Annotated in this window: 17 protein-coding genes and 1 pseudogene; 4 read left to right on the top strand and 14 right to left on the bottom strand. The window is 64.2% G+C overall.

Going from position 1 to position 17035, the window contains the following annotated elements; translation table 11 throughout:
* Positions 1 to 49: 49 nt before the first annotated feature.
* The 10 genes from ACX4ZE_RS21860 to ACX4ZE_RS21905 all read right to left on the bottom strand — a co-directional run bounded on the left by ACX4ZE_RS21860 (position 50) and on the right by ACX4ZE_RS21905 (position 11695).
* Positions 50 to 961 (bottom strand): 3-methyladenine DNA glycosylase, encoded by a 912-nt coding sequence (locus ACX4ZE_RS21860; RefSeq protein ID WP_480275364.1) that lies wholly within the window; start codon positions 959 to 961, stop codon positions 50 to 52.
* 92 nt (positions 962 to 1053) lie between these two features.
* The gene (locus ACX4ZE_RS21865; protein ID WP_480275351.1) at positions 1054 to 2118 is read right to left on the bottom strand and encodes a hemolysin family protein; all 1065 of its coding nucleotides are present in this window, start codon (positions 2116 to 2118) and stop codon (positions 1054 to 1056) included.
* A complete protein-coding gene (locus ACX4ZE_RS21870; protein WP_480275365.1) occupies positions 2111 to 3484 on the bottom strand; it encodes a hemolysin family protein in 1374 nt (457 codons plus the stop codon). Before ACX4ZE_RS21870 ends, ACX4ZE_RS21865 begins: the two co-directional genes overlap by 8 nt.
* 244 nt (positions 3485 to 3728) lie before the next feature.
* Complete coding sequence (locus tag ACX4ZE_RS21875) at positions 3729 to 5165, bottom strand: GuaB1 family IMP dehydrogenase-related protein (RefSeq protein WP_480275366.1); 1437 nt, start codon at positions 5163 to 5165, stop codon at positions 3729 to 3731.
* Positions 5166 to 5384: 219 nt separating this feature from the next.
* Positions 5385 to 6989, bottom strand: coding sequence for a DEAD/DEAH box helicase (locus ACX4ZE_RS21880; RefSeq protein ID WP_480275352.1), 1605 nt, complete (start codon positions 6987 to 6989; stop codon positions 5385 to 5387).
* Positions 6990 to 7136: 147 nt separating this feature from the next.
* On the bottom strand, positions 7137 to 8075 hold the full coding sequence (locus ACX4ZE_RS21885; protein ID WP_480275353.1) for a M56 family metallopeptidase: 939 nt from the start codon (positions 8073 to 8075) through the stop codon (positions 7137 to 7139).
* Between the two features lie 64 nt (positions 8076 to 8139).
* Entirely contained in the window at positions 8140 to 8514 is a 375-nt protein-coding gene (locus ACX4ZE_RS21890; protein WP_480275354.1) for a BlaI/MecI/CopY family transcriptional regulator, read from the bottom strand.
* Between the two features lie 51 nt (positions 8515 to 8565).
* The gene (locus ACX4ZE_RS21895; protein ID WP_480275355.1) at positions 8566 to 9510 is read right to left on the bottom strand and encodes an ABC transporter ATP-binding protein; all 945 of its coding nucleotides are present in this window, start codon (positions 9508 to 9510) and stop codon (positions 8566 to 8568) included.
* Positions 9507 to 10652 carry a FecCD family ABC transporter permease gene (locus ACX4ZE_RS21900; RefSeq protein ID WP_480275356.1) on the bottom strand — a complete coding sequence of 382 codons (1146 nt, stop codon included), beginning with the start codon at positions 10650 to 10652 and terminating at the stop codon, positions 9507 to 9509. The genes ACX4ZE_RS21895 and ACX4ZE_RS21900 overlap by 4 nt, the downstream gene beginning before the upstream one ends.
* Positions 10649 to 11695, bottom strand: coding sequence for a FecCD family ABC transporter permease (locus ACX4ZE_RS21905; RefSeq protein ID WP_480275357.1), 1047 nt, complete (start codon positions 11693 to 11695; stop codon positions 10649 to 10651). The genes ACX4ZE_RS21900 and ACX4ZE_RS21905 overlap by 4 nt, the downstream gene beginning before the upstream one ends.
* 320 nt (positions 11696 to 12015) lie before the next feature.
* Here ACX4ZE_RS21905 and ACX4ZE_RS21910 point away from each other — a divergent pair, with 320 nt between their 5' ends.
* From ACX4ZE_RS21910 to ACX4ZE_RS21925, 4 genes are all read left to right on the top strand, one after another.
* The gene (locus ACX4ZE_RS21910; protein ID WP_480275358.1) at positions 12016 to 12462 is read left to right on the top strand and encodes a PaaI family thioesterase; all 447 of its coding nucleotides are present in this window, start codon (positions 12016 to 12018) and stop codon (positions 12460 to 12462) included.
* Between the two features lie 78 nt (positions 12463 to 12540).
* A complete protein-coding gene (locus ACX4ZE_RS21915; protein WP_480275359.1) occupies positions 12541 to 12843 on the top strand; it encodes an urease subunit gamma in 303 nt (100 codons plus the stop codon).
* Positions 12844 to 12852: 9 nt separating this feature from the next.
* Positions 12853 to 13170 carry an urease subunit beta gene (locus tag ACX4ZE_RS21920; RefSeq protein WP_480275360.1) on the top strand — a complete coding sequence of 106 codons (318 nt, stop codon included), beginning with the start codon at positions 12853 to 12855 and terminating at the stop codon, positions 13168 to 13170.
* Positions 13171 to 13270: 100 nt separating this feature from the next.
* A complete protein-coding gene (locus ACX4ZE_RS21925; RefSeq protein ID WP_480275361.1) occupies positions 13271 to 14992 on the top strand; it encodes an urease subunit alpha in 1722 nt (573 codons plus the stop codon).
* Positions 14993 to 15143: 151 nt separating this feature from the next.
* On the opposite strand, the gene ACX4ZE_RS21930 is transcribed toward ACX4ZE_RS21925, so the two are convergent.
* The 4 genes and pseudogenes from ACX4ZE_RS21930 to ACX4ZE_RS21945 all read right to left on the bottom strand — a co-directional run.
* Positions 15144 to 15401 (bottom strand): hypothetical protein, encoded by a 258-nt coding sequence (locus ACX4ZE_RS21930; protein ID WP_480275362.1) that lies wholly within the window; start codon positions 15399 to 15401, stop codon positions 15144 to 15146.
* A gap of 485 nt (positions 15402 to 15886) precedes the next feature.
* Positions 15887 to 16093 (bottom strand): IS3 family transposase, encoded by a 207-nt coding sequence (locus ACX4ZE_RS21935; RefSeq protein WP_480275367.1) that lies wholly within the window; start codon positions 16091 to 16093, stop codon positions 15887 to 15889.
* 13 nt (positions 16094 to 16106) lie between these two features.
* A complete protein-coding gene (locus tag ACX4ZE_RS21940; protein ID WP_480275363.1) occupies positions 16107 to 16271 on the bottom strand; it encodes a hypothetical protein in 165 nt (54 codons plus the stop codon).
* 418 nt (positions 16272 to 16689) lie between these two features.
* Positions 16690 to 16922: pseudogene (locus ACX4ZE_RS21945) on the bottom strand (integrase core domain-containing protein); the annotation flags it as partial.
* Between the last annotated feature and the right edge of the window lie 113 nt (positions 16923 to 17035).

Below are 17035 nucleotides of genomic sequence, written 5' to 3' on the forward strand. Positions count from 1 at the left end.
CGTGCCTCGGTCGGGGGTTTTTCTTTTCGCCTAATACATGCATTAATTGCTATATATTGAGCAGGGCGGTGCAGGCGGTATGAAGCCGCTTTCGGAGGACTGCGGCACGCTCGGACAGCGCTGCTTGTCGCCGGACGTACTCGGCGCGCCCGGTCGGTGTTTCGATACGGATCGGCTCATAGCCGTACCCGGACAGGTCGTAGGGACTGGCGCGCATATCGAGTTCCCTTGCGTCGTAAGCTAGCTCAAAGCAGTCCAGGGTCAGATCCGAGCAGATCAAAGGGCTTGTAGCAACGCTCCATTTGTACAGATCCATGCCCGCATGTAGACAACCGGGTTGCTCATGGTGCGGCTGGCCGACGCGGGTCAGCGGCTCGCTGTTGCGGCCTACCGCTTCGGGGGTGAAGAAACGGTAGGCATCGAAATGCGTGCAGCGCAGCGACATCGATTCGACCACGGCGTCGGTGTCTGCCTGTCCGAGTCGCAATGGCACATGTTGGTGGCGGATGTCATCGGCGCGGTACACCATCGCCCACTCGTGCAGGCCGAAGCAGGACAACTGCGCGGGTCGGGACGCGGTGGCGTGCAATAGGTTCGCGATGAACGCGAGGGTGTCGTAGCGTTTGGCCAGATGGGCGGGATCGGCGGTGAAGATATTGTCGGGCAGGCGACTCGGCGGGTCATCCGAATCGATGGCCTGGATATTCGCCTCGCTGAGGCGGAGATACCCGCGGGCGCCGTCGTACTCGGCGGCGTCCGCGAGCGCGACGCCGTAACCGGGGTGCCAGCGCCGCAACTGGGCGGGTTTATGGCTGTAGTACGTGAACAGGAAGTCGATCACCGGATGCGTCGAACCCTGCGCTCGCTGTGCGAGATAGGGTCCGATCAGAGCATCGAGCCGAGCCCGGTGGGCGGCGGCGTCCGCCCGCCAGCACGAACCGGACACTATCCGGACGCTCATGGCGTTTTCTTGCGCGGTGTGTGTGGGATTTTGCGTGGTCATGCTGAACTGCCGCCTCCGGTCCTGACCACCCGATCTCGATGTCTCGCTCATCACTCGGTCACGCGGTGTGTTCCATCCCGGACGGTCCCGACGAACTCTTCCACCAAATCCTCCAAGGCGACGATGCCGATAGTGTTGCCTCGCTCGTCGACCACTCGGCCGAGATGGCTGTTGGTACGACGTAGACGAGCCAGCGCCTCGTGGAGCGGGGTGCCTGTTCCGATAGTGGGCAGCGGGCGGATATCGGTACGCGGGATCGGCGTCGCCGGTCCGGCGTTCTCGTCGGCCACCTTGTCGAGAACATCCTTCACATGCAGATAGCCGACCAGCGAACCGTCGCTCGTCCGTACCGGGTATCGGGAGAACCCTGTTTCGGCGACGGCGGATTCGATGTCGCCGAGGGTGGTCCCGCTGCTACGCAGTGGCACCGAGCGGGCGGTGTCCAATCGCACCATCACATCGCTGACCACTCGATTGCTGCTGCCGAGCGCTTGGGTGAGGCGTCGATGCTCTTCCGCGTCGAGCAGGCCCTCCGAACGCGACTCGCCGATCATCTCGGCCAGCTCGACTGTAGACACGGTGGCCTCCAGCTCGTCTTTCGGTTCGACCCGAAGCGGTCGCAGCGACAGATTGGCGGCCATGTTGTACAGCGCGATGAGCGGACGGGCCAGCCGCAGCCAGACCAGGTGTACCGGAACCAACAGAAGCGCACTGCGTTCCGGACCGGCCAGCGCGATGTTCTTCGGGATCATCTCACCGAGCAGGATGTGCAGGATGACCACGATGGTCAGCGCGACAGCGAAAGCCACCGGGTGCAGCAGTTGCTCGGGCAGGCCGATCGACTCGAACGGGCGTTCCAGTAGGTGCGCGACGGCGGGTTCGCCCACCCGGCCGAGCAGGATCGAGCAGATGGTGATGCCCAGCTGTGCGGCCGCGAGCATCATCGAAAGGTTCTCACCTGCCCGGATCACGGTGTTCGCGTTGCGCTTGCCTTGCGCGGCCAGCGCTTCCAGCCGGTCGCGTCGAGCGGAGATGAGTGCGAACTCGGCGGCGACGAAGAAGGCGTTGCAGCCGAGCAACGCGATGGCGAGCAGCACGCCGAAGAGATCACCCATGGCTGAGCTCCCCCGATGCGAGGATGCTTGCGGCGACCGGGATCAGACGCACGCGGTCGATGCGCCGTCCGTCCATCCGTTCGACGCGGGCTATCCAGCAGCCCTCGCTGTCCGTCGCCGACCACAGCGATCGTGGATTCGGCAGCGTGATCTCGTCACCCGCGATCGGGATGCGACCCAGCCTGGTCAAGACGAGACCACCCAGGGTTTCGTACTCGCCTTCAGGGGCGGCGTATCCGGTAGCCCGGGAGACTTCGTCGATGCGCAACAGGCCGGAACAGTCCCAGCCGTCGGAGACGCGCCGTACGTTACGCTCTTCTTCGTCGTGTTCGTCACGGACATCGCCGAGGATCTCCTCGATGATGTCCTCCATGGTGACAATGCCTGCGGTGCCGCCGTATTCGTCCACGACGAGGGCGACCTGCATACCGTCGGAGCGGATGCGTTCGAGTACCTCGTCTCCATCCAGGCTGGCAGGCACGATCGGGACCGGGCGGGCGAGCATCTTTACGGGGGTGGTGCCGCGCGCACTCGCCGGATGTGTGAACGCTTGTTTGACGTGCACGAAGCCGAGGGGGTTGTCGAGATCGCCGTCGACTACCGGGAACCGGGAGTAGCCGGTGTGTCCGGCCGCGGCGATGAGATCGGCGATGGTGTCGTCCTTGTCCAGGGTTTCGATCTTCACTCGCGGTGTCATCAGCTCCTCGGCGCTACGTTCACCGAACTGCAGCGAGCGGTCTATCAACTGGGCGGTGCGCTGGTCGAGTGCGCCGCGCAGGGCCGATGTGCGTACCAGGGAGCCGAGTTCCTGCGGTGAGCGAGCCGAACGCAACTCTTCCGCAGGCTCTACGCCTAGTCTGCGAATCACCCAGTTGGCGGTGCCGTTGAGGAAGCGGATCATCCACCCGAATATCATCGAGAAGGCGATCATCGGACCAGCGGTGATGCGTGCGGTGGCCAGTGGTTCGGCGATCGCTACGTTCTTGGGCACCAGCTCGCCGTAGATCATCGACAGCGAGGTGGCCAATACCAATGCCAGCACGAGCGCGATACCGTGTGTGGCGGTATCGCTGAGTCCGATTCCGGTGAACATGGGGTTCAATAGCCGGGTCAGCACCGGTTCGGCAATATAACCGGTGATCAGTGTGGTGATGGTGATGCCGAGTTGGGCGCCGGACAGCTGGAACGACAAGGTTCGGTGCGCCTTGCGGACCAGCCGGGCGCGCACGTCGCCGGCGCGGGCGTGCGCCTCGACAGTGCTGCGTTCCAGCGCGGTGAGGGAGAATTCGGCGGCCACGAACAGGGCGGTGCCGATCGTGAGAGCGATGAACCCGAGCAGGCTGAGCACGGTGAGCGCGACGGACATCGTCAGCACCACCCGAATGATGACGGGGAACAACCGGTGCGGGATAGGGCCACTGAGAAGAAGGGAACGCCGGGTTTGTCACCCGGCTCGGTAGAGGAGCCCTCCTGTGTGGCGCCCTCGGACGCGGGTGACAACTGGATCCTTTCGCAAAATGTGGACTGTCGCCGGTATCAGGCAGTCACTATGTTACCGGTCCACGGGTCGCCCGCGTGTGCCATGCCGGGTCGAATGAGCGTGTCGATGCTCACCAACCACTCGGCAGCGGGCGGCCTTCGGCGAAACCGGCCGCAGACTGCACGCCGAGGACTGCTCTGTCGTGGAACTCGGTGAGTGTGCGCGCGCCCGCATAAGTGCAGGCACTACGGACACCGGAGCAGATGTGGTCGATGAGGTCCTCGACACTGGGGCGTTCGGGGTCCAACCGCATGCGGGAGCTGGAGATGCCCTCCTCGAACAGTGCCTTGCGGGCGCGGTCGAATTCGCTGTCGGAGGCGGTGCGCGCGGCGACAGCGCGTTTGGAGGCCATACCGAAGCTCTCCTTGTAGGCATTGCCGTCGCGGTCGACGCGCAGATCGCCGGGGGATTCGTAGGTGCCGGCGAACCAGGAGCCGATCATGACGTTGGATGCGCCGGCGGCCAGCGCGAGCGCTACATCTCGGGGATGGCGCACGCCACCGTCGGCCCAGATGTGCACGCCGAGTTCTTTGGCAGCGGTGGCGCATTCGGCCACGGCGGAGAATTGCGGACGACCCACACCGGTCATCATCCTGGTAGTGCACATGGCGCCGGGACCGACTCCGACCTTGATGATGTCCGCACCCGCCGCGGCGAGATCTCTGGTGCCTGCCGCGGAGACCACGTTGCCTGCTGCCAGTGGAATGCCGAGACCGAGATCGCGAACCGCGGCGAGGGTTTCGAGCATCTTGGTCTGATGACCGTGTGCGGTATCGATGACCAGCAGATCGGCGCCTGCGTCGCGGAGAGCTTTGGCTTTGGCCGCGACGTCACCGTTGATGCCGACCGCGGCCGCCACCCGCAGTTTGTCCGCAGTGTCGACCGCGGGCTGGTAGATGCCCGCGCGGACGGCGCCGGTGCGGGTGAGCACCCCGGCCAAGGTGCCGTCCGGGGTGGTGAGCACGGCGAAGTCGGCATGTTCGGCGTGCAGCAGATCGAATAGGTCACGCGGGGTGGTGCTCGCCGGAGCCCGGACGAAATCGTCGACAGCGACCTCGCGCAGCCGGGCGAAGCGGTCGACATCCGCGCAGGCCGTTTCGGTGACCACGCCGACAGGACGTCCTTCGTCGACTACGACAACAGCGCCGTGCGCGCGTTTGTGCATGAGGGCGATGGCCTCGGAGACCGAATGGTCGGGGCGGAGGGTGACCGGCGTGTCGACGGTGAGCGAGCGGCTCTTGACGAAGGCGATGGTATCGGCGGCCGCGCTGATCGGAAGGTCCTGCGGGAGGACGACGATGCCGCCGCGGCGAGCCACCGTCTCGGCCATCCTGCGCCCGGCGACAGCGGTCATATTGGCCACGACGATCGGAATGGTGGTGCCGGACCCGTCGGCAGTCGAGAGATCGACGTCGAAGCGCGATGCGACGTCCGTCTGATTCGGAATCAGGAAGACGTCGTCGTAAGTCAGGTCGTACGGCGGCTGATGACCGGGGAGAAAGCGCACTCGACCGATGATAACCGGGCGCTGATCGCGCATGCCGTCCACCCACCCTCATACGGTCAGGCGCTCTGTCTCCAGTCGAGTAGCGCGCAGGAGCACTCGGGCGCGAGTAGTTGCGCACACTGTTGCCGATACCGGCCCCGCAGGGGCGGGAACCATGCTCGGCGCAGTGAGATCCGCCGAGATCGCGCTGCTGCTGACGACGCGGTGCGCGGGTCCGATTCAGCGTGGGTGCCTCGGCGATTGCCGCTCGTGTATGGTTTGTCGCCGTTTCCGGCTGTGCGCGCCGCTTGTCGCACGTGCTCCCGTTCGACTCGCCGCTGTGTCGGAGCCACGCGCCGACGTAGCTTCGGCAGTCCCTCCTCGGCGTGGCAACGAGCTGCCCGCCGCGGACCTTCCGGTATGTTTCGCGCTGTCGCGGCTGCCGGTCGTGGCCGTTGCCTCGCCCTGGCTCGTTACCGATCCGGGTCGTCCATGCGACTTCGTGCTCCTGCCCGCGCCCCGGCCGCTTACCGTGGCTGTGGCCGCGTGCCTGCGTGATTTTCGACGCGGTTGTTTCGGCGTGCCCACTGTCGGTGTCTGCGCTGTTGTGGTGGGCACAGGCGCCGGGCGGCGTGCTCCGGTGATCTCGATCAGCGCGCGGTCGCCAGGACCGACTTCGATCCGGTCGATGTCGACGCCTGCTTTACGCGCCATCGCCTCGACATCGCTGCGTTGCTCATCCAGCACCAGTGTGACTACCACGCCGTCCTCGCCGGCGCGGGCGGTGCGTCCGGCACGATGCAAGTATGCCTTCGGTTCAGTGGGGGGATCGACGTGTACGACCAGGGAGATGTTGTCGATGTGGATACCCCGTGCCGCGACATCGGTGGTGACCAATACCGGCACCGAACCATCGGCAAACGCGGCGAGTGTGCGGGTTCGATTGTTCTGTGCCTTGCCGCCGTGCAGCGCGCCCGCGGCGATGCCCGCGCCACGTAGTTGTCTGGCCAGCCGGTCGGCGCCGTGTTTGGTGCGAACGAACATGATGGTCAGCCCGTCTCTGGCCGCGATCTCGGTGGTGACCGCTCGTTTGACCGATTTGTCCCGCACGTACAGCAGGTGGTGCGACATCGTGGTGACCGATGCCGAGGGGGGTGCGGTGGAATGCGTGACCGGCGAGCGTAGATAGCGCTCGACCAGCTTGTCGACCTCGCCGTCCAGCGTGGCTGAGAACAACAGGCGCTGACCGTTTCGGGGGGTGCGGTCCAGCAGTTGGGTCACCTGCGGCAGAAAGCCCATATCGGCCATGTGGTCGGCTTCGTCCAAAGCGGTGATCACGACATCGGCCAGGTCGGCATCGCCTTGGGCGAGTAGGTCGGCCAGCCGACCAGGGGTGGCGATCAACAAGTCGACACCGCGGGCGAGTCGAGCGGCTTGGCGTTTGATCGGCGCGCCGCCGACCACTGCGGCCACTCGCAGACCGAGCGCGAGTGCGGGCTCGTCGAGCGCCCGCTCGATCTGTGCGGCCAGCTCGCGGGTCGGTACCAGCACAAGTCCGCGCGGGCGCCCCGGCCCGGCCGCAGCGCCTATCAGGCGGGTGAGCATCGGGAGGCCGAAGGCCAGGGTCTTCCCGGAACCTGTCGGGCCACGACCGAGCACGTCCTTGCCTGCCAAGATGGCCGGAGCCGTGGCGGCCTGGATCGGGAACGGCGACTCGATGCCGTCGCGGCGCAGTGCCTGCACGAGCACGGCGGGCAGGCCCAAATCCGCAAAGGTCACGGGGGATGCCGTGGTCACGGTGGGCGAAGAGGTCACGAGAGAAGTGCCTTTCGTCGCACAGCACATTCGATACAGAACATACTGTTCGGTGGAATCGGGCGGCGCGCGATGCGGTGCACCGCGTCGTGGGGCGGTGCGACGACGTGCGCTGAGCGCCCAGAGTGCGCGGCCGTACGGAGAGCGGACCGAGTGTCCAGCATACGTGCTCCGGAATCAGCCGCGCAGCAACCGACTCAGTTCCACCAGCCAGGGCATTGCGACGGCTTGCGTCGGCACCACCAGGATAGCGATCGAACCGAGGTAAGCGGCCGTGGCGATACGCACATCGCCGATCCGTTCGCTGAGTCGTTGGATGCGGATGAGCGTGGTGGGTCCGCCCGCGGCGAGGGCGCCCTGTGGCGCGGTGGACTTCGAGCAGGCCACGAGGGCGCGGGCGAGTGGCTTCGGCCCGGTGACTTTGACTGCCGAATCGTCGGCGAGTAGCTCGACCAGCAACTTCACCGAGCCGAGCGCGGCTTTGCTGCGCACTATCCGGGGGAATGCCTCATGGACAGCGGTGAACGCCTCCAGAACCAGGTCGTGCCTGGCTCGCAGGTGTGAACGCTCATGGCTGACAATAGCGGTGATCTCGTCATCGGTGAGGTTGGCGAGAGTGCCCTCGCTGAGCACGACGCGGCGGCGTAGGCCGGGCAAGCAATAGGCGATCGGCTCAGTGGTGGCCAGGACCCGGATATCGGCGGCGTGCCGACGCGGACTGCTCTGGTCGAGCAGATCCACGAGCATGCGATGGCGTGCGCGCCGTTTGCGGGTGTGTACGGCGACCCAGACGATCGCATAGATCAGCCGGGCGCCGATCAGCAGGGTGAGCCCGAAGACAAGTATGTACGCTGACCACAGCGGCAGGCCGAGTGCTTCGATCTCGTGGGTTGGCGCCGTGGTCGGGCGCCCGTCCGGGCCGGGAACCAGCAGTTCGGTGGCGATCGCCAGCCCGGAGCCGAACGCGCTGAGCACGGCGGCCAGCGCGATGGCCTGCCAGAGCACCAGCGCTGCGCGGGGAGTTCGGTAAGGCCAGGTCGCCCGGCTGAGCAAGCTTGGGGCAGGCCCGGCGAGAAGCAATGCGAGTCCGGCGAAAACCGGCGCGGTTGCGTTCATCGACTCAGCTCACTGCGTTGTGGGGCCAGGATGCTCGAGAGTCTACTGCGACATTGCCGAGTCTTCAGTCCTCGGTCGCTTCGAGCTTGGCAAGCGCTTCTCGTAGTGCGTCGGCTTCGTCCTTGCCGACTTGCTCTACGAAGTGCACCAGCGCTGCGGCGCGACTGCCTGCTTCGTCGGCCTGCTGCAGCGCGTCGACCATCAAGCCTGCTACGAGTTCGTCGCGAGTATGCACCGGCGCGTAGCGGTGTGCACGGTCATCACGTCGCTGGACAACCAGGTTCTTCCTCGCCAGGCGTTGTAGCACGGTCATCACTGTGGTGTAAGCGAGCTCACGGCGTGTAGCGAGTGCTTCGTGTACTTGCCGGACCGTTTGTGGTTCATCAGCCGACCACAGTTGTTCCATGATCGCTTTCTCGAGCTCCCCAAGACCTGCCATTCCATAAGCTTACTCAACGACAGCGAGGCGTACTACAAGGTGTCGTAACCATCAAGTGTCTGTTATGTCAATTTTTACGGTTATGTCGTTTTTCGCGGCTATGGATTCCTGTGCTGGCCCGCCTGCTCTACCGCGCACATGTCTGGCACCGATCGGTACGATCATCGGTCTGCCCGACACCGGGTCCTCCAACACCGTGGCATCGAGGTCGAAGACCTCTCGCAGCAATTCGACAGAAACTACCTCGGCCGGGGCGCCGGTGGCGACGACGCGGCCGGCATGCATCACGACCAGATGGTCGCTGTAGCGGATCGCAAGATTCAGATCGTGCAATACCATGACCACGGTGCGGCCCAGATCCGCATGTAACCGGTCGACCAGATCGAGCACATCGATCGAATGCGCTAGATCCAGGTAGGTGGTCGGTTCATCGAGTAGCAGAATATCGGTGCCTTGCGCCAACGCCATGGATATCCAGGCGCGCTGGCGTTGTCCGCCGGACAGCTCATCGAGGGTGCGGTCGGCGAGATCAGCGATTCCTGTATTCGCCAGCGCGGTTGTGACCTCGGATTCGTCCGTCGCCGACCACTGTCGGAACCAGGACTGGTATGGGTGGCGTCCCCGCGAGACGAGGTCGGTGACGGTAAGTCCTTCCGGTGCCACCGGTGACTGCGGGAGCATACCGATGATGCGGGCTACGTCTTTGGTCTTCATTGTCGAAATAGCTTTGCCGTCCAGTAGGACCTGGCCTGCCCGCGGACGCAGCAGGCGACCGAGTGAACGCAGCAGTGTGGACTTCCCGCAGCCATTCGGTCCGATCACCGTAGTGATCACGCCGGGGGCGATATCCAGGCTCAGCTCATCGACGATGCTCCGTTCGCCATAGCCGAGAGTGATGCCATCGGCGATAAGCCGGTGCTGTGATGATGGGTTCGGCTGTCCGGAGGCAGCGCCGGTTGTGGTGTTTGTGTGAAGTGTGGTGTCCGTGATCGTCATGACAGCGTCGTCTTCCGGTTCATACGCATGAGCAGATACAGCAGGAACGGGCCACCGAACATCGCGGTCACGGTGCCGAGGGGTAGATCGACAGGGAAAAGCGTGCGCGCGACGATATCCGCGCCGAGCACCACAATGGCCCCGACCAAGGCCGCGCCGATAAGAGGTTCGCCAGAGGTGCGTAGCAGGCGACGGGCGATCTGCGGCGCAGAGAGGGCCACGAAGCTGATCGGCCCTACGGCAGCGGTGGCTGCTGAGGCGGCGACCACGGCAGTGCCGATCAACACGGCCTGCTGGGTCTGCATTCGTACGCCGAGTGCGCGGGTGGTCTCTGTGCCGAGACGCAGTACAGCGAGTGTGCGTGCAGAGCCGAGTGCGATGAGCGCGACGAGTGCGACGGTGAGTACCACGGGCGCGAGATGCGCGGTGTCGGCCATATTGAGCGATCCGGTCAACCACTGTTGTGCCCGCTGGGCGTCCGATAGGCTGGCGCGGGCGAGTAACCAGCTGATGCCCGCCAGCAAAAGGGCGTTCACGCCGACACCGATCAGCACCAACCGCAGCCCGGTGACGCCATGTCCGCCGGTGGTACTACGGCCCCAGGCGAGTAGATAGATGACCACCGCGGTGAGCAGCCCGCCCGCCAGCGCAGCCAGAGGTGCGGTGACAGCGGTGGCGATCCCGCTGCTCGTACCACCGGCGGTGACCACTACGACCACCGCGCCCAAACTCGCACCGGAGGTGATGCCTAGCATGTCCGGCGCGGCCATCGGGTTGTGCAGGACGGATTGGGTGAGTGCGCCGGCCAGCCCGAGTGCGAGCCCGACCATCAGCGCGGTGAGTGCGCGGGGTAGCCGGGATTCCAGCACAATGAAGCGCTGTGCTCTGGTGCCCCCGCCGGTCAACACATCCAATACGCGTCCGAGCGGCAGGTGCGAGTCGCCGATCGCGATATCGAGACACAGTAGTCCCAGCGTGAGCGCGGTCAGTGCTATGACGATCAGCGCCATCCGCGGCCGCAGCACCACCGACAATGGTCCGGCCCGCAATGCCTGCCGGGTATTCGTGCTCGGGGTGGGCTGTCCGGTTGGTGTAGGACCGGTCGGTATGGAGTCGGTCGGTATGGGGGAGGGAAGGGTCACAGGCTCACCAGCTTCCGGCGGCGCACGACCGCGAGGAAGACCGGGGCACCGAGCGCGGCGAGCATGACCCCGACTTCGAGCTCGCCGGGGCGGACCACCAGACGGCCTGCGATGTCGGCAACCAGAAGTAGTAGCGCGCCGAATAGACCGGAATAGGGGATCAGCCAGCGATAGTCCGGCCCGGTCACGGTCCGCGCGATGTGCGGAACGGTGAGCCCGAGGAAAGCGATCGGCCCTACTGCCGCCGTCGCGGCACCCGCCAGCAGGACGATTGCTGCCAGCCCGAGCGCCCGGCTGCGGCCGATGTGCATGCCGAGTCCACGCGCGACCTCGTCACCGAGGGTGAGCAGATTCAGTCCTGGTGCCGCCAGCACTGCCAGCAGAGTGCCTGCCGCCAGGAAGGGGAGTACCTGCCAGAACACTGTGGCATCGCGACCAGCGACTGTGCCGACCACCCAGAACCGGTAGGTGTCCAATGCTGATGTGTCGAGGAGTACCACAGTGTTGGTCAGTGCTTGTAAGAACGCAGTCACCGCCGCTCCAGCGAGCACCAGAGTGAGCGGGCTCGCCGCGCCGCCGCCGGTGACCGAGATTCCGAACACCACTAGCCCGGCGAGCAATGCTCCGGCGAACGCGAACCAGATGTACTGCCCCGGTGCGGTGAAGGAGAACAGGTACACGCTCAGTGCCGCGAGGAAGGCTGCGCCCGCGTTGAGGCCGAGTAGTCCGGCGTCGGCGAGCGGATTTCGGGTATAGCCCTGGATGAGCGCGCCCGCGATGCCCAGCGCTGCCCCACAGACCAGCGCGAGTGCGGTGCGAGGGAAGCGCAGGCCGCGCACGATCTGTTCCTCGGTCGAGCCGGCCGCGCAGGTGAACGGTCCGCCGGAACAAGTGAGTGCGTGGTGCACCGTGTCATACACGGTTCCTGGCGCGAGAGAGCGCGCGCCGATCGCGATACCGGCCACCACGGCGAGCAACAGCAGGATAGTCGCGGCGAGGAGTCCGGAAAGACGGCGACGCCGCACGGTGGCGGGGGAAGTCACGACGACAGACGACTCCTGGTTCGACAGTACAGTTGAGACTGGTAAGCCTAACCTATCTTGCGCTGCCGGTAGTGCCTAGCTGGATGTCCGGCGCGCGTACGGGATAGGGATGTGCCGGTTGTTTAATTAGGTAAGCCTGGCCTATAGTTGTGGTGGTGTGCGGATCGTAGGAGCGTCCCGAGGGCTGCGGTGACCCCCGATTCCGTGCCGCGACGGGCCCTGCCTCCGGGCGGGGTCCGTCGCTCTGTGTTCTGTATTCTGCTTCGGGATTCTGCCGTCCCCGCAGTAGGTGCTTGTTCGTCTTGTGCGACAGTGAATGTATGACACAGCAGGAGACTCGGCAGGTCGGCTCGCTGGCGGGTATTACTCCCGAACAGATGAACGCTTACAGCGAGGGCACTTTCACCGATCTGATCGGCTTGCGCTACACCGAGCTCGCCCCGGACCGGGTGTGTGGCGAGTGGATCGTCAAGCCGCATCTCTACCAGCCGGCCGGCATTCAGAACGGCGGTGTGTACTGCACTATCATCGAAACACTCGCCAGCATCGGGGCGGGAATCTGGTTCGGTGACCAGGGCACGGTGGTCGGGGTCAACAACAACACCGATTTCTTGCGCGCGGTCCGCGAAGGCACCCTGTTCGGCGTGGCGACGCCGGTGCATCGTGGCAGGCTCCAGCAGTTGTGGCAGGTGCTCGTCACCGATGAGCAGGAGCGTATGGTTGCCCGAGGTCAGGTGCGATTGCAGAACCTGCCGCATCGCTCCTGATCGGCTCATGCGGCAGCGCCGGAACGAGCGTGCCAGAATGTTCACCACCCAGTCACTGCGACCCGGTGAGGAGCCCGGATGCGACTGTCGCCGCACGAGCAGGAGCGCCTATTGCTCAGCTACGCCGCCGAATTGGCCCGGCGCAGGCAGGCGCGCGGGCTGAAGCTGAACCATCCGGAAGCGGTCGCGTTGGTCACCGATCATGTGCTGGAAGGTGCGCGGGACGGCCGTACCGTCGCCGAACTGATGTCTTCGGGGCGAACGGTTCTCACTCGTGCCGACGTGCTGGAGGGTGTGCCCGAGATGATTCACGACGTCCAGGTCGAAGCGACTTTTCCGGACGGCACCAAACTCGTCACTGTGCACCACCCGATCGGCTAGGAGGATCATGTGATTCCGGGTGAGTACCTGTGCGCCGAGGGGGTGATCGAGCTGAACGCCGGGGCCGATCGAATCGAACTCGATGTGCTGAACACCGGTGACCGGCCGGTGCAGGTCGGCAGCCACGTGCATTTCCCGCAAGCCAACACCGCGCTGCGATTCGACCGCGCGGCCGCGCACGGCCGCCGCCTCGACATCCCGGCGGGCACTGCGGTGCGGTTCGAACCAGGTCTCGCGCAGCGGATTCCGCTGATCCCACTGGGGGGTTCTCGGAAAGTGTACGGTATCAGCCGAACTCCCCCCGGACAGCTGGACGGCACGGCGTGAGCGGTCAGCCCCGGAGGTGGCAGCGCAGCGTAGCCACGCAGGTCCGCGTTCATAGTGGAAACGTTCGTGGTGGAAACGTTCGTGGTGGAAAGGAAACAGCGTGAGCGAACTGAGCCGTGCTCGCTACGCCGAATTGTTCGGGCCGACTACAGGGGACCGCATCCGCCTCGCCGACACCGATCTGCTGATCGAGATCACCGAGGACCGCAGTGGTGGGCCGGGCCGGGCCGGTGACGAGGCCGTGTTCGGCGGTGGCAAGGTGCTGCGCGAGTCCATGGGCCAGTCCCGCGCGACGCGCGCCGAGGGGGCTCCGGACACCGTGATCACCGGTGTGGTGGTCATTGATCATTGGGGAATCATCAAGGCGGACCTCGGTATTCGTGATGGACGGATCAGCGCGCTCGGGAAAGCGGGGAATCCGGACACCATGAGCGGGGTGCACCCGGACCTGGTCGTCGGTCCATCCACCGAGATCATCGCGGGCAACGGCCGTATTCTCACCGCGGGCGCGATCGACTGTCACGTGCATTTCATCTGCCCGCAGTTGATGGACGAAGCGCTCGGCAGCGGCATCACGACAATGATCGGCGGCGGTACCGGTCCGGCCGAGGGCAGCAAGGCGACCACGGTGACGCCAGGCGCCTGGCATCTGGCGCGCATGCTGGAGGCCACCGACGGTTGGCCGATGAACATCGTGCTGCTCGGCAAGGGCAATACCGTCAGTGCTGATGCGATGTGGGAGCAATTGCGCGGCGGTGCATCGGGTTTCAAGCTGCATGAGGACTGGGGTTCGACTCCTGCCGCGATCGACGCCTGCCTCACTGTGGCCGATGCCGCGGGGGTGCAGGTGGCATTGCACTCGGATACGTTGAACGAGGTCGGTTTCGTCGAGGACACCCTCGCCGCGATCGCGGGCCGTGGCATCCACGCCTATCACACCGAGGGCGCGGGCGGCGGGCACGCACCGGACATCATCACCGTCGCCGCTTATGCCAATGTGCTGCCGAGCTCGACCAATCCGACCCGCCCGCACACGATCAATACTCTGGACGAGCACTTGGACATGCTCATGGTGTGCCACCACCTGAGCGCCTCGATTCCGGAAGATCTTGCATTCGCCGAGAGTCGTATCCGCCCGTCCACCATCGCGGCGGAGGATCTGCTGCACGATCTGGGCGCCATCTCGATGATCGGCAGCGACTCGCAGGCCATGGGTCGCATCGGAGAGGTCGTGCTGCGGACCTGGCAGACCGCGCACGTGATGAAGCGCCGCCGCGGTGCCCTGTTCGGCGACGGGGCCGCGGACAATGCCCGCGTTCAGCGCTATATCTCGAAATACACCATTTGCCCGGCCATCGCGCACGGTCTCGATCACGAGATCGGCTCGGTCGAGGTGGGCAAGCTCGCCGATCTGGTGCTGTGGGAGCCCGCATTCTTCGGTGTCCGTCCGCACGCTGTGCTCAAGGGCGGCGCGATCGCCTGGGCCGCGATGGGCGATGCCAATGCCTCCATCCCGACCCCGCAGCCGGTGCTGCCGCGTCCGATGTTCGGCGCGGCCCCGGTCAGTGCCGCGGCCACCTCACTGCATTTTGTCTCCGAGCAGGCGATCGAGGACGGGCTCGCCGACCGACTGCGGGTTACGCGCACGCTGGTGCCGGTCCGCAATGTCCGGCGGGTGGGGAAGGCGGATATGCCGCACAACGATGCCATGCCGCGTATCGAGGTCGATCCGGATACTTTCACCGTCCGCATAGATGGTGAGGTCTGGCGCGAACAGCCCGCCACCGAATTACCGATGGCTCAGCGGTATTTCCTGTTCTGACCGTCGGACCAGTCCAGTGGTCAGAAGTAACCAGGAGGAACCGAACCGCGCCCGCCAAGGGGTATCAAGAATTGGTGCCGATCGACAGCTTTCGGTTTCGACGCGCTCATTGTCCGTAAACGTGTCGGCGGTGTGGGCAGCCGGTAAGCAGTTATATTCCGCCCTTGTCGTGTAGACCGATATCGAGGACATCTTCGATTTCATCTGCCGATGATGAAGTTTCGGTCAGGCGGAGGAGTGAGTCCGTGAGTTCCGGCGTGTCATCGAGTATGCCGCTCAGAAATGGCATCGTATTGTCGTGTTCGGCTGTCACGGCGACCAGGGCGAAAGCAGCCGAGAAATTCTCTTGGGCAACTACTCCTCTTGTGACAGGCAGAGTCGGGAGCTGAGGGTAATCCATGAAGGGCATCAAAGGAAGTGAGCATTGGCACTGTCCACACGTGAGATTCAGTTTGGTGTCGTTATCGGATAAATCGACCGAACGGGAGGAAATTCCCTGTCGCAAGACCGAGCCACATAGAGGAATCCTCCACACTTTATGGGATTGACAATAATTGCTCTCGCTAGCTAAAGTTCGATATTTATGAACGATACGGAAAATCAAGCACGACATAATCGAGCACGACATCTCGAGGAGGTCCGTATCTTAGCTCCCTTCGCTGGTCCTAGTGGACTGGATGCCTCGAAATATTTTCCGGGTTTCAAGTCCATCGGAATAGAGTTGGACCACAATGTGTGCGAGACCCGTTATGCAGCAGGATTGTTGACCAACGCTGATGTACGTGCCATGTGCACGACGTGAATCGTCCCGGTGAGTCCGGAGGCTTTGGTCTACCCTGGGTTTCTCGGAGTCGGTGATGTTCCCCGAGTTCTGTAGAGTCGGGATACTGGATTTCAGGCCACGGGTTGGATAGATGACTGTACCATCTCGTACTCGATCGGAGATCGCATGCCGAGGGCCGAGCGGCGTCGTTGTCGGTTGTGGAAGATCTCGAGGTATTCGAAGTTCGCGTTCGCCAGCCCGATCCGGGTTCGTCGATGTTTCCGGTTGAGTAGCTCGGTTTGCGTTCTGCCCCAGAATGTTCCGATGACGGCGTTGATGCTCCTATAGTTGTCAGGTGGGTGTTTCTGCGGGCTGGCGGGTGTGTCGTAGTGGTCGCGTCAGTGCCCAGATTTCGCAAGCGAGTAGGCGTTTGAGGCAGCGGATGATCTCGGGTTTCGTCTTGCCTTCGGTGGTGTGGCGGGTGACGTAGGCTTTGGTCGGTTCGTGATGCTGCATGCGGACGATGACGGTGCGGTAGTGGACCGAGCCCCGGGGTCCCGTCAGAACGATCTCATCGTATGCCTCGGCTGCGACGGCATAGCGGGAAAGACACTTGATATTGTCTCGGAGAAACCCAGAAAATTCTGGAACGGACTGGCCAGGATGTGGGATGCCTCGTTCATCGGCAATCAATCTTCACCATGATCCGAGGATATCGCGGATAGCCTGTCTGACATCGACAACAGTGGCATTGAAAGGCATACCGGAAGCGGTCCGCCCGATGTTCTCTCCTGAGTATCGGAGGTGGAAGTAAGAAATTCCGCGCATTCTTCGTACAATATGGGCAATGCATTCAGATTACGCACCATCGAGTCGATACAAGTACTGCAGATGGTGGCGCTATTCCCAACTACCCCTCGGTCGAGTCCATCAGCTACTTGTACTCACCCGAGAGGTTGGGGGCCGCGGCTGGCTGGTGGATGTCCGTCGAGTGCGGTGTGACCGCGGTGGTGATTGTAGGTGCGCAGCCAGTCGGTGAACGGAGCACGGCGCTCGGCCTCGGATCAGTAGGGTGGGCTAGGCCCATTCGTCGAGCAAGGTTCGGTTGAACCGCTCGATCTTGCCTTTGGTTTGCGGCCGGTAAGGGCGAGTGCGTTTGTGGGTGATGGCATGGCCGGCAATGAGGCGTTTACCGGTCTATTTCGACCACCCGCATGCGCAGCCGAGGATTCTCCTCGGGCATCTCAGTTGTAGAACGACCGTCCCTGCTCGTCTCGGTC

Source organism: Nocardia sp. TBRC8007, from assembly GCF_056629435.1.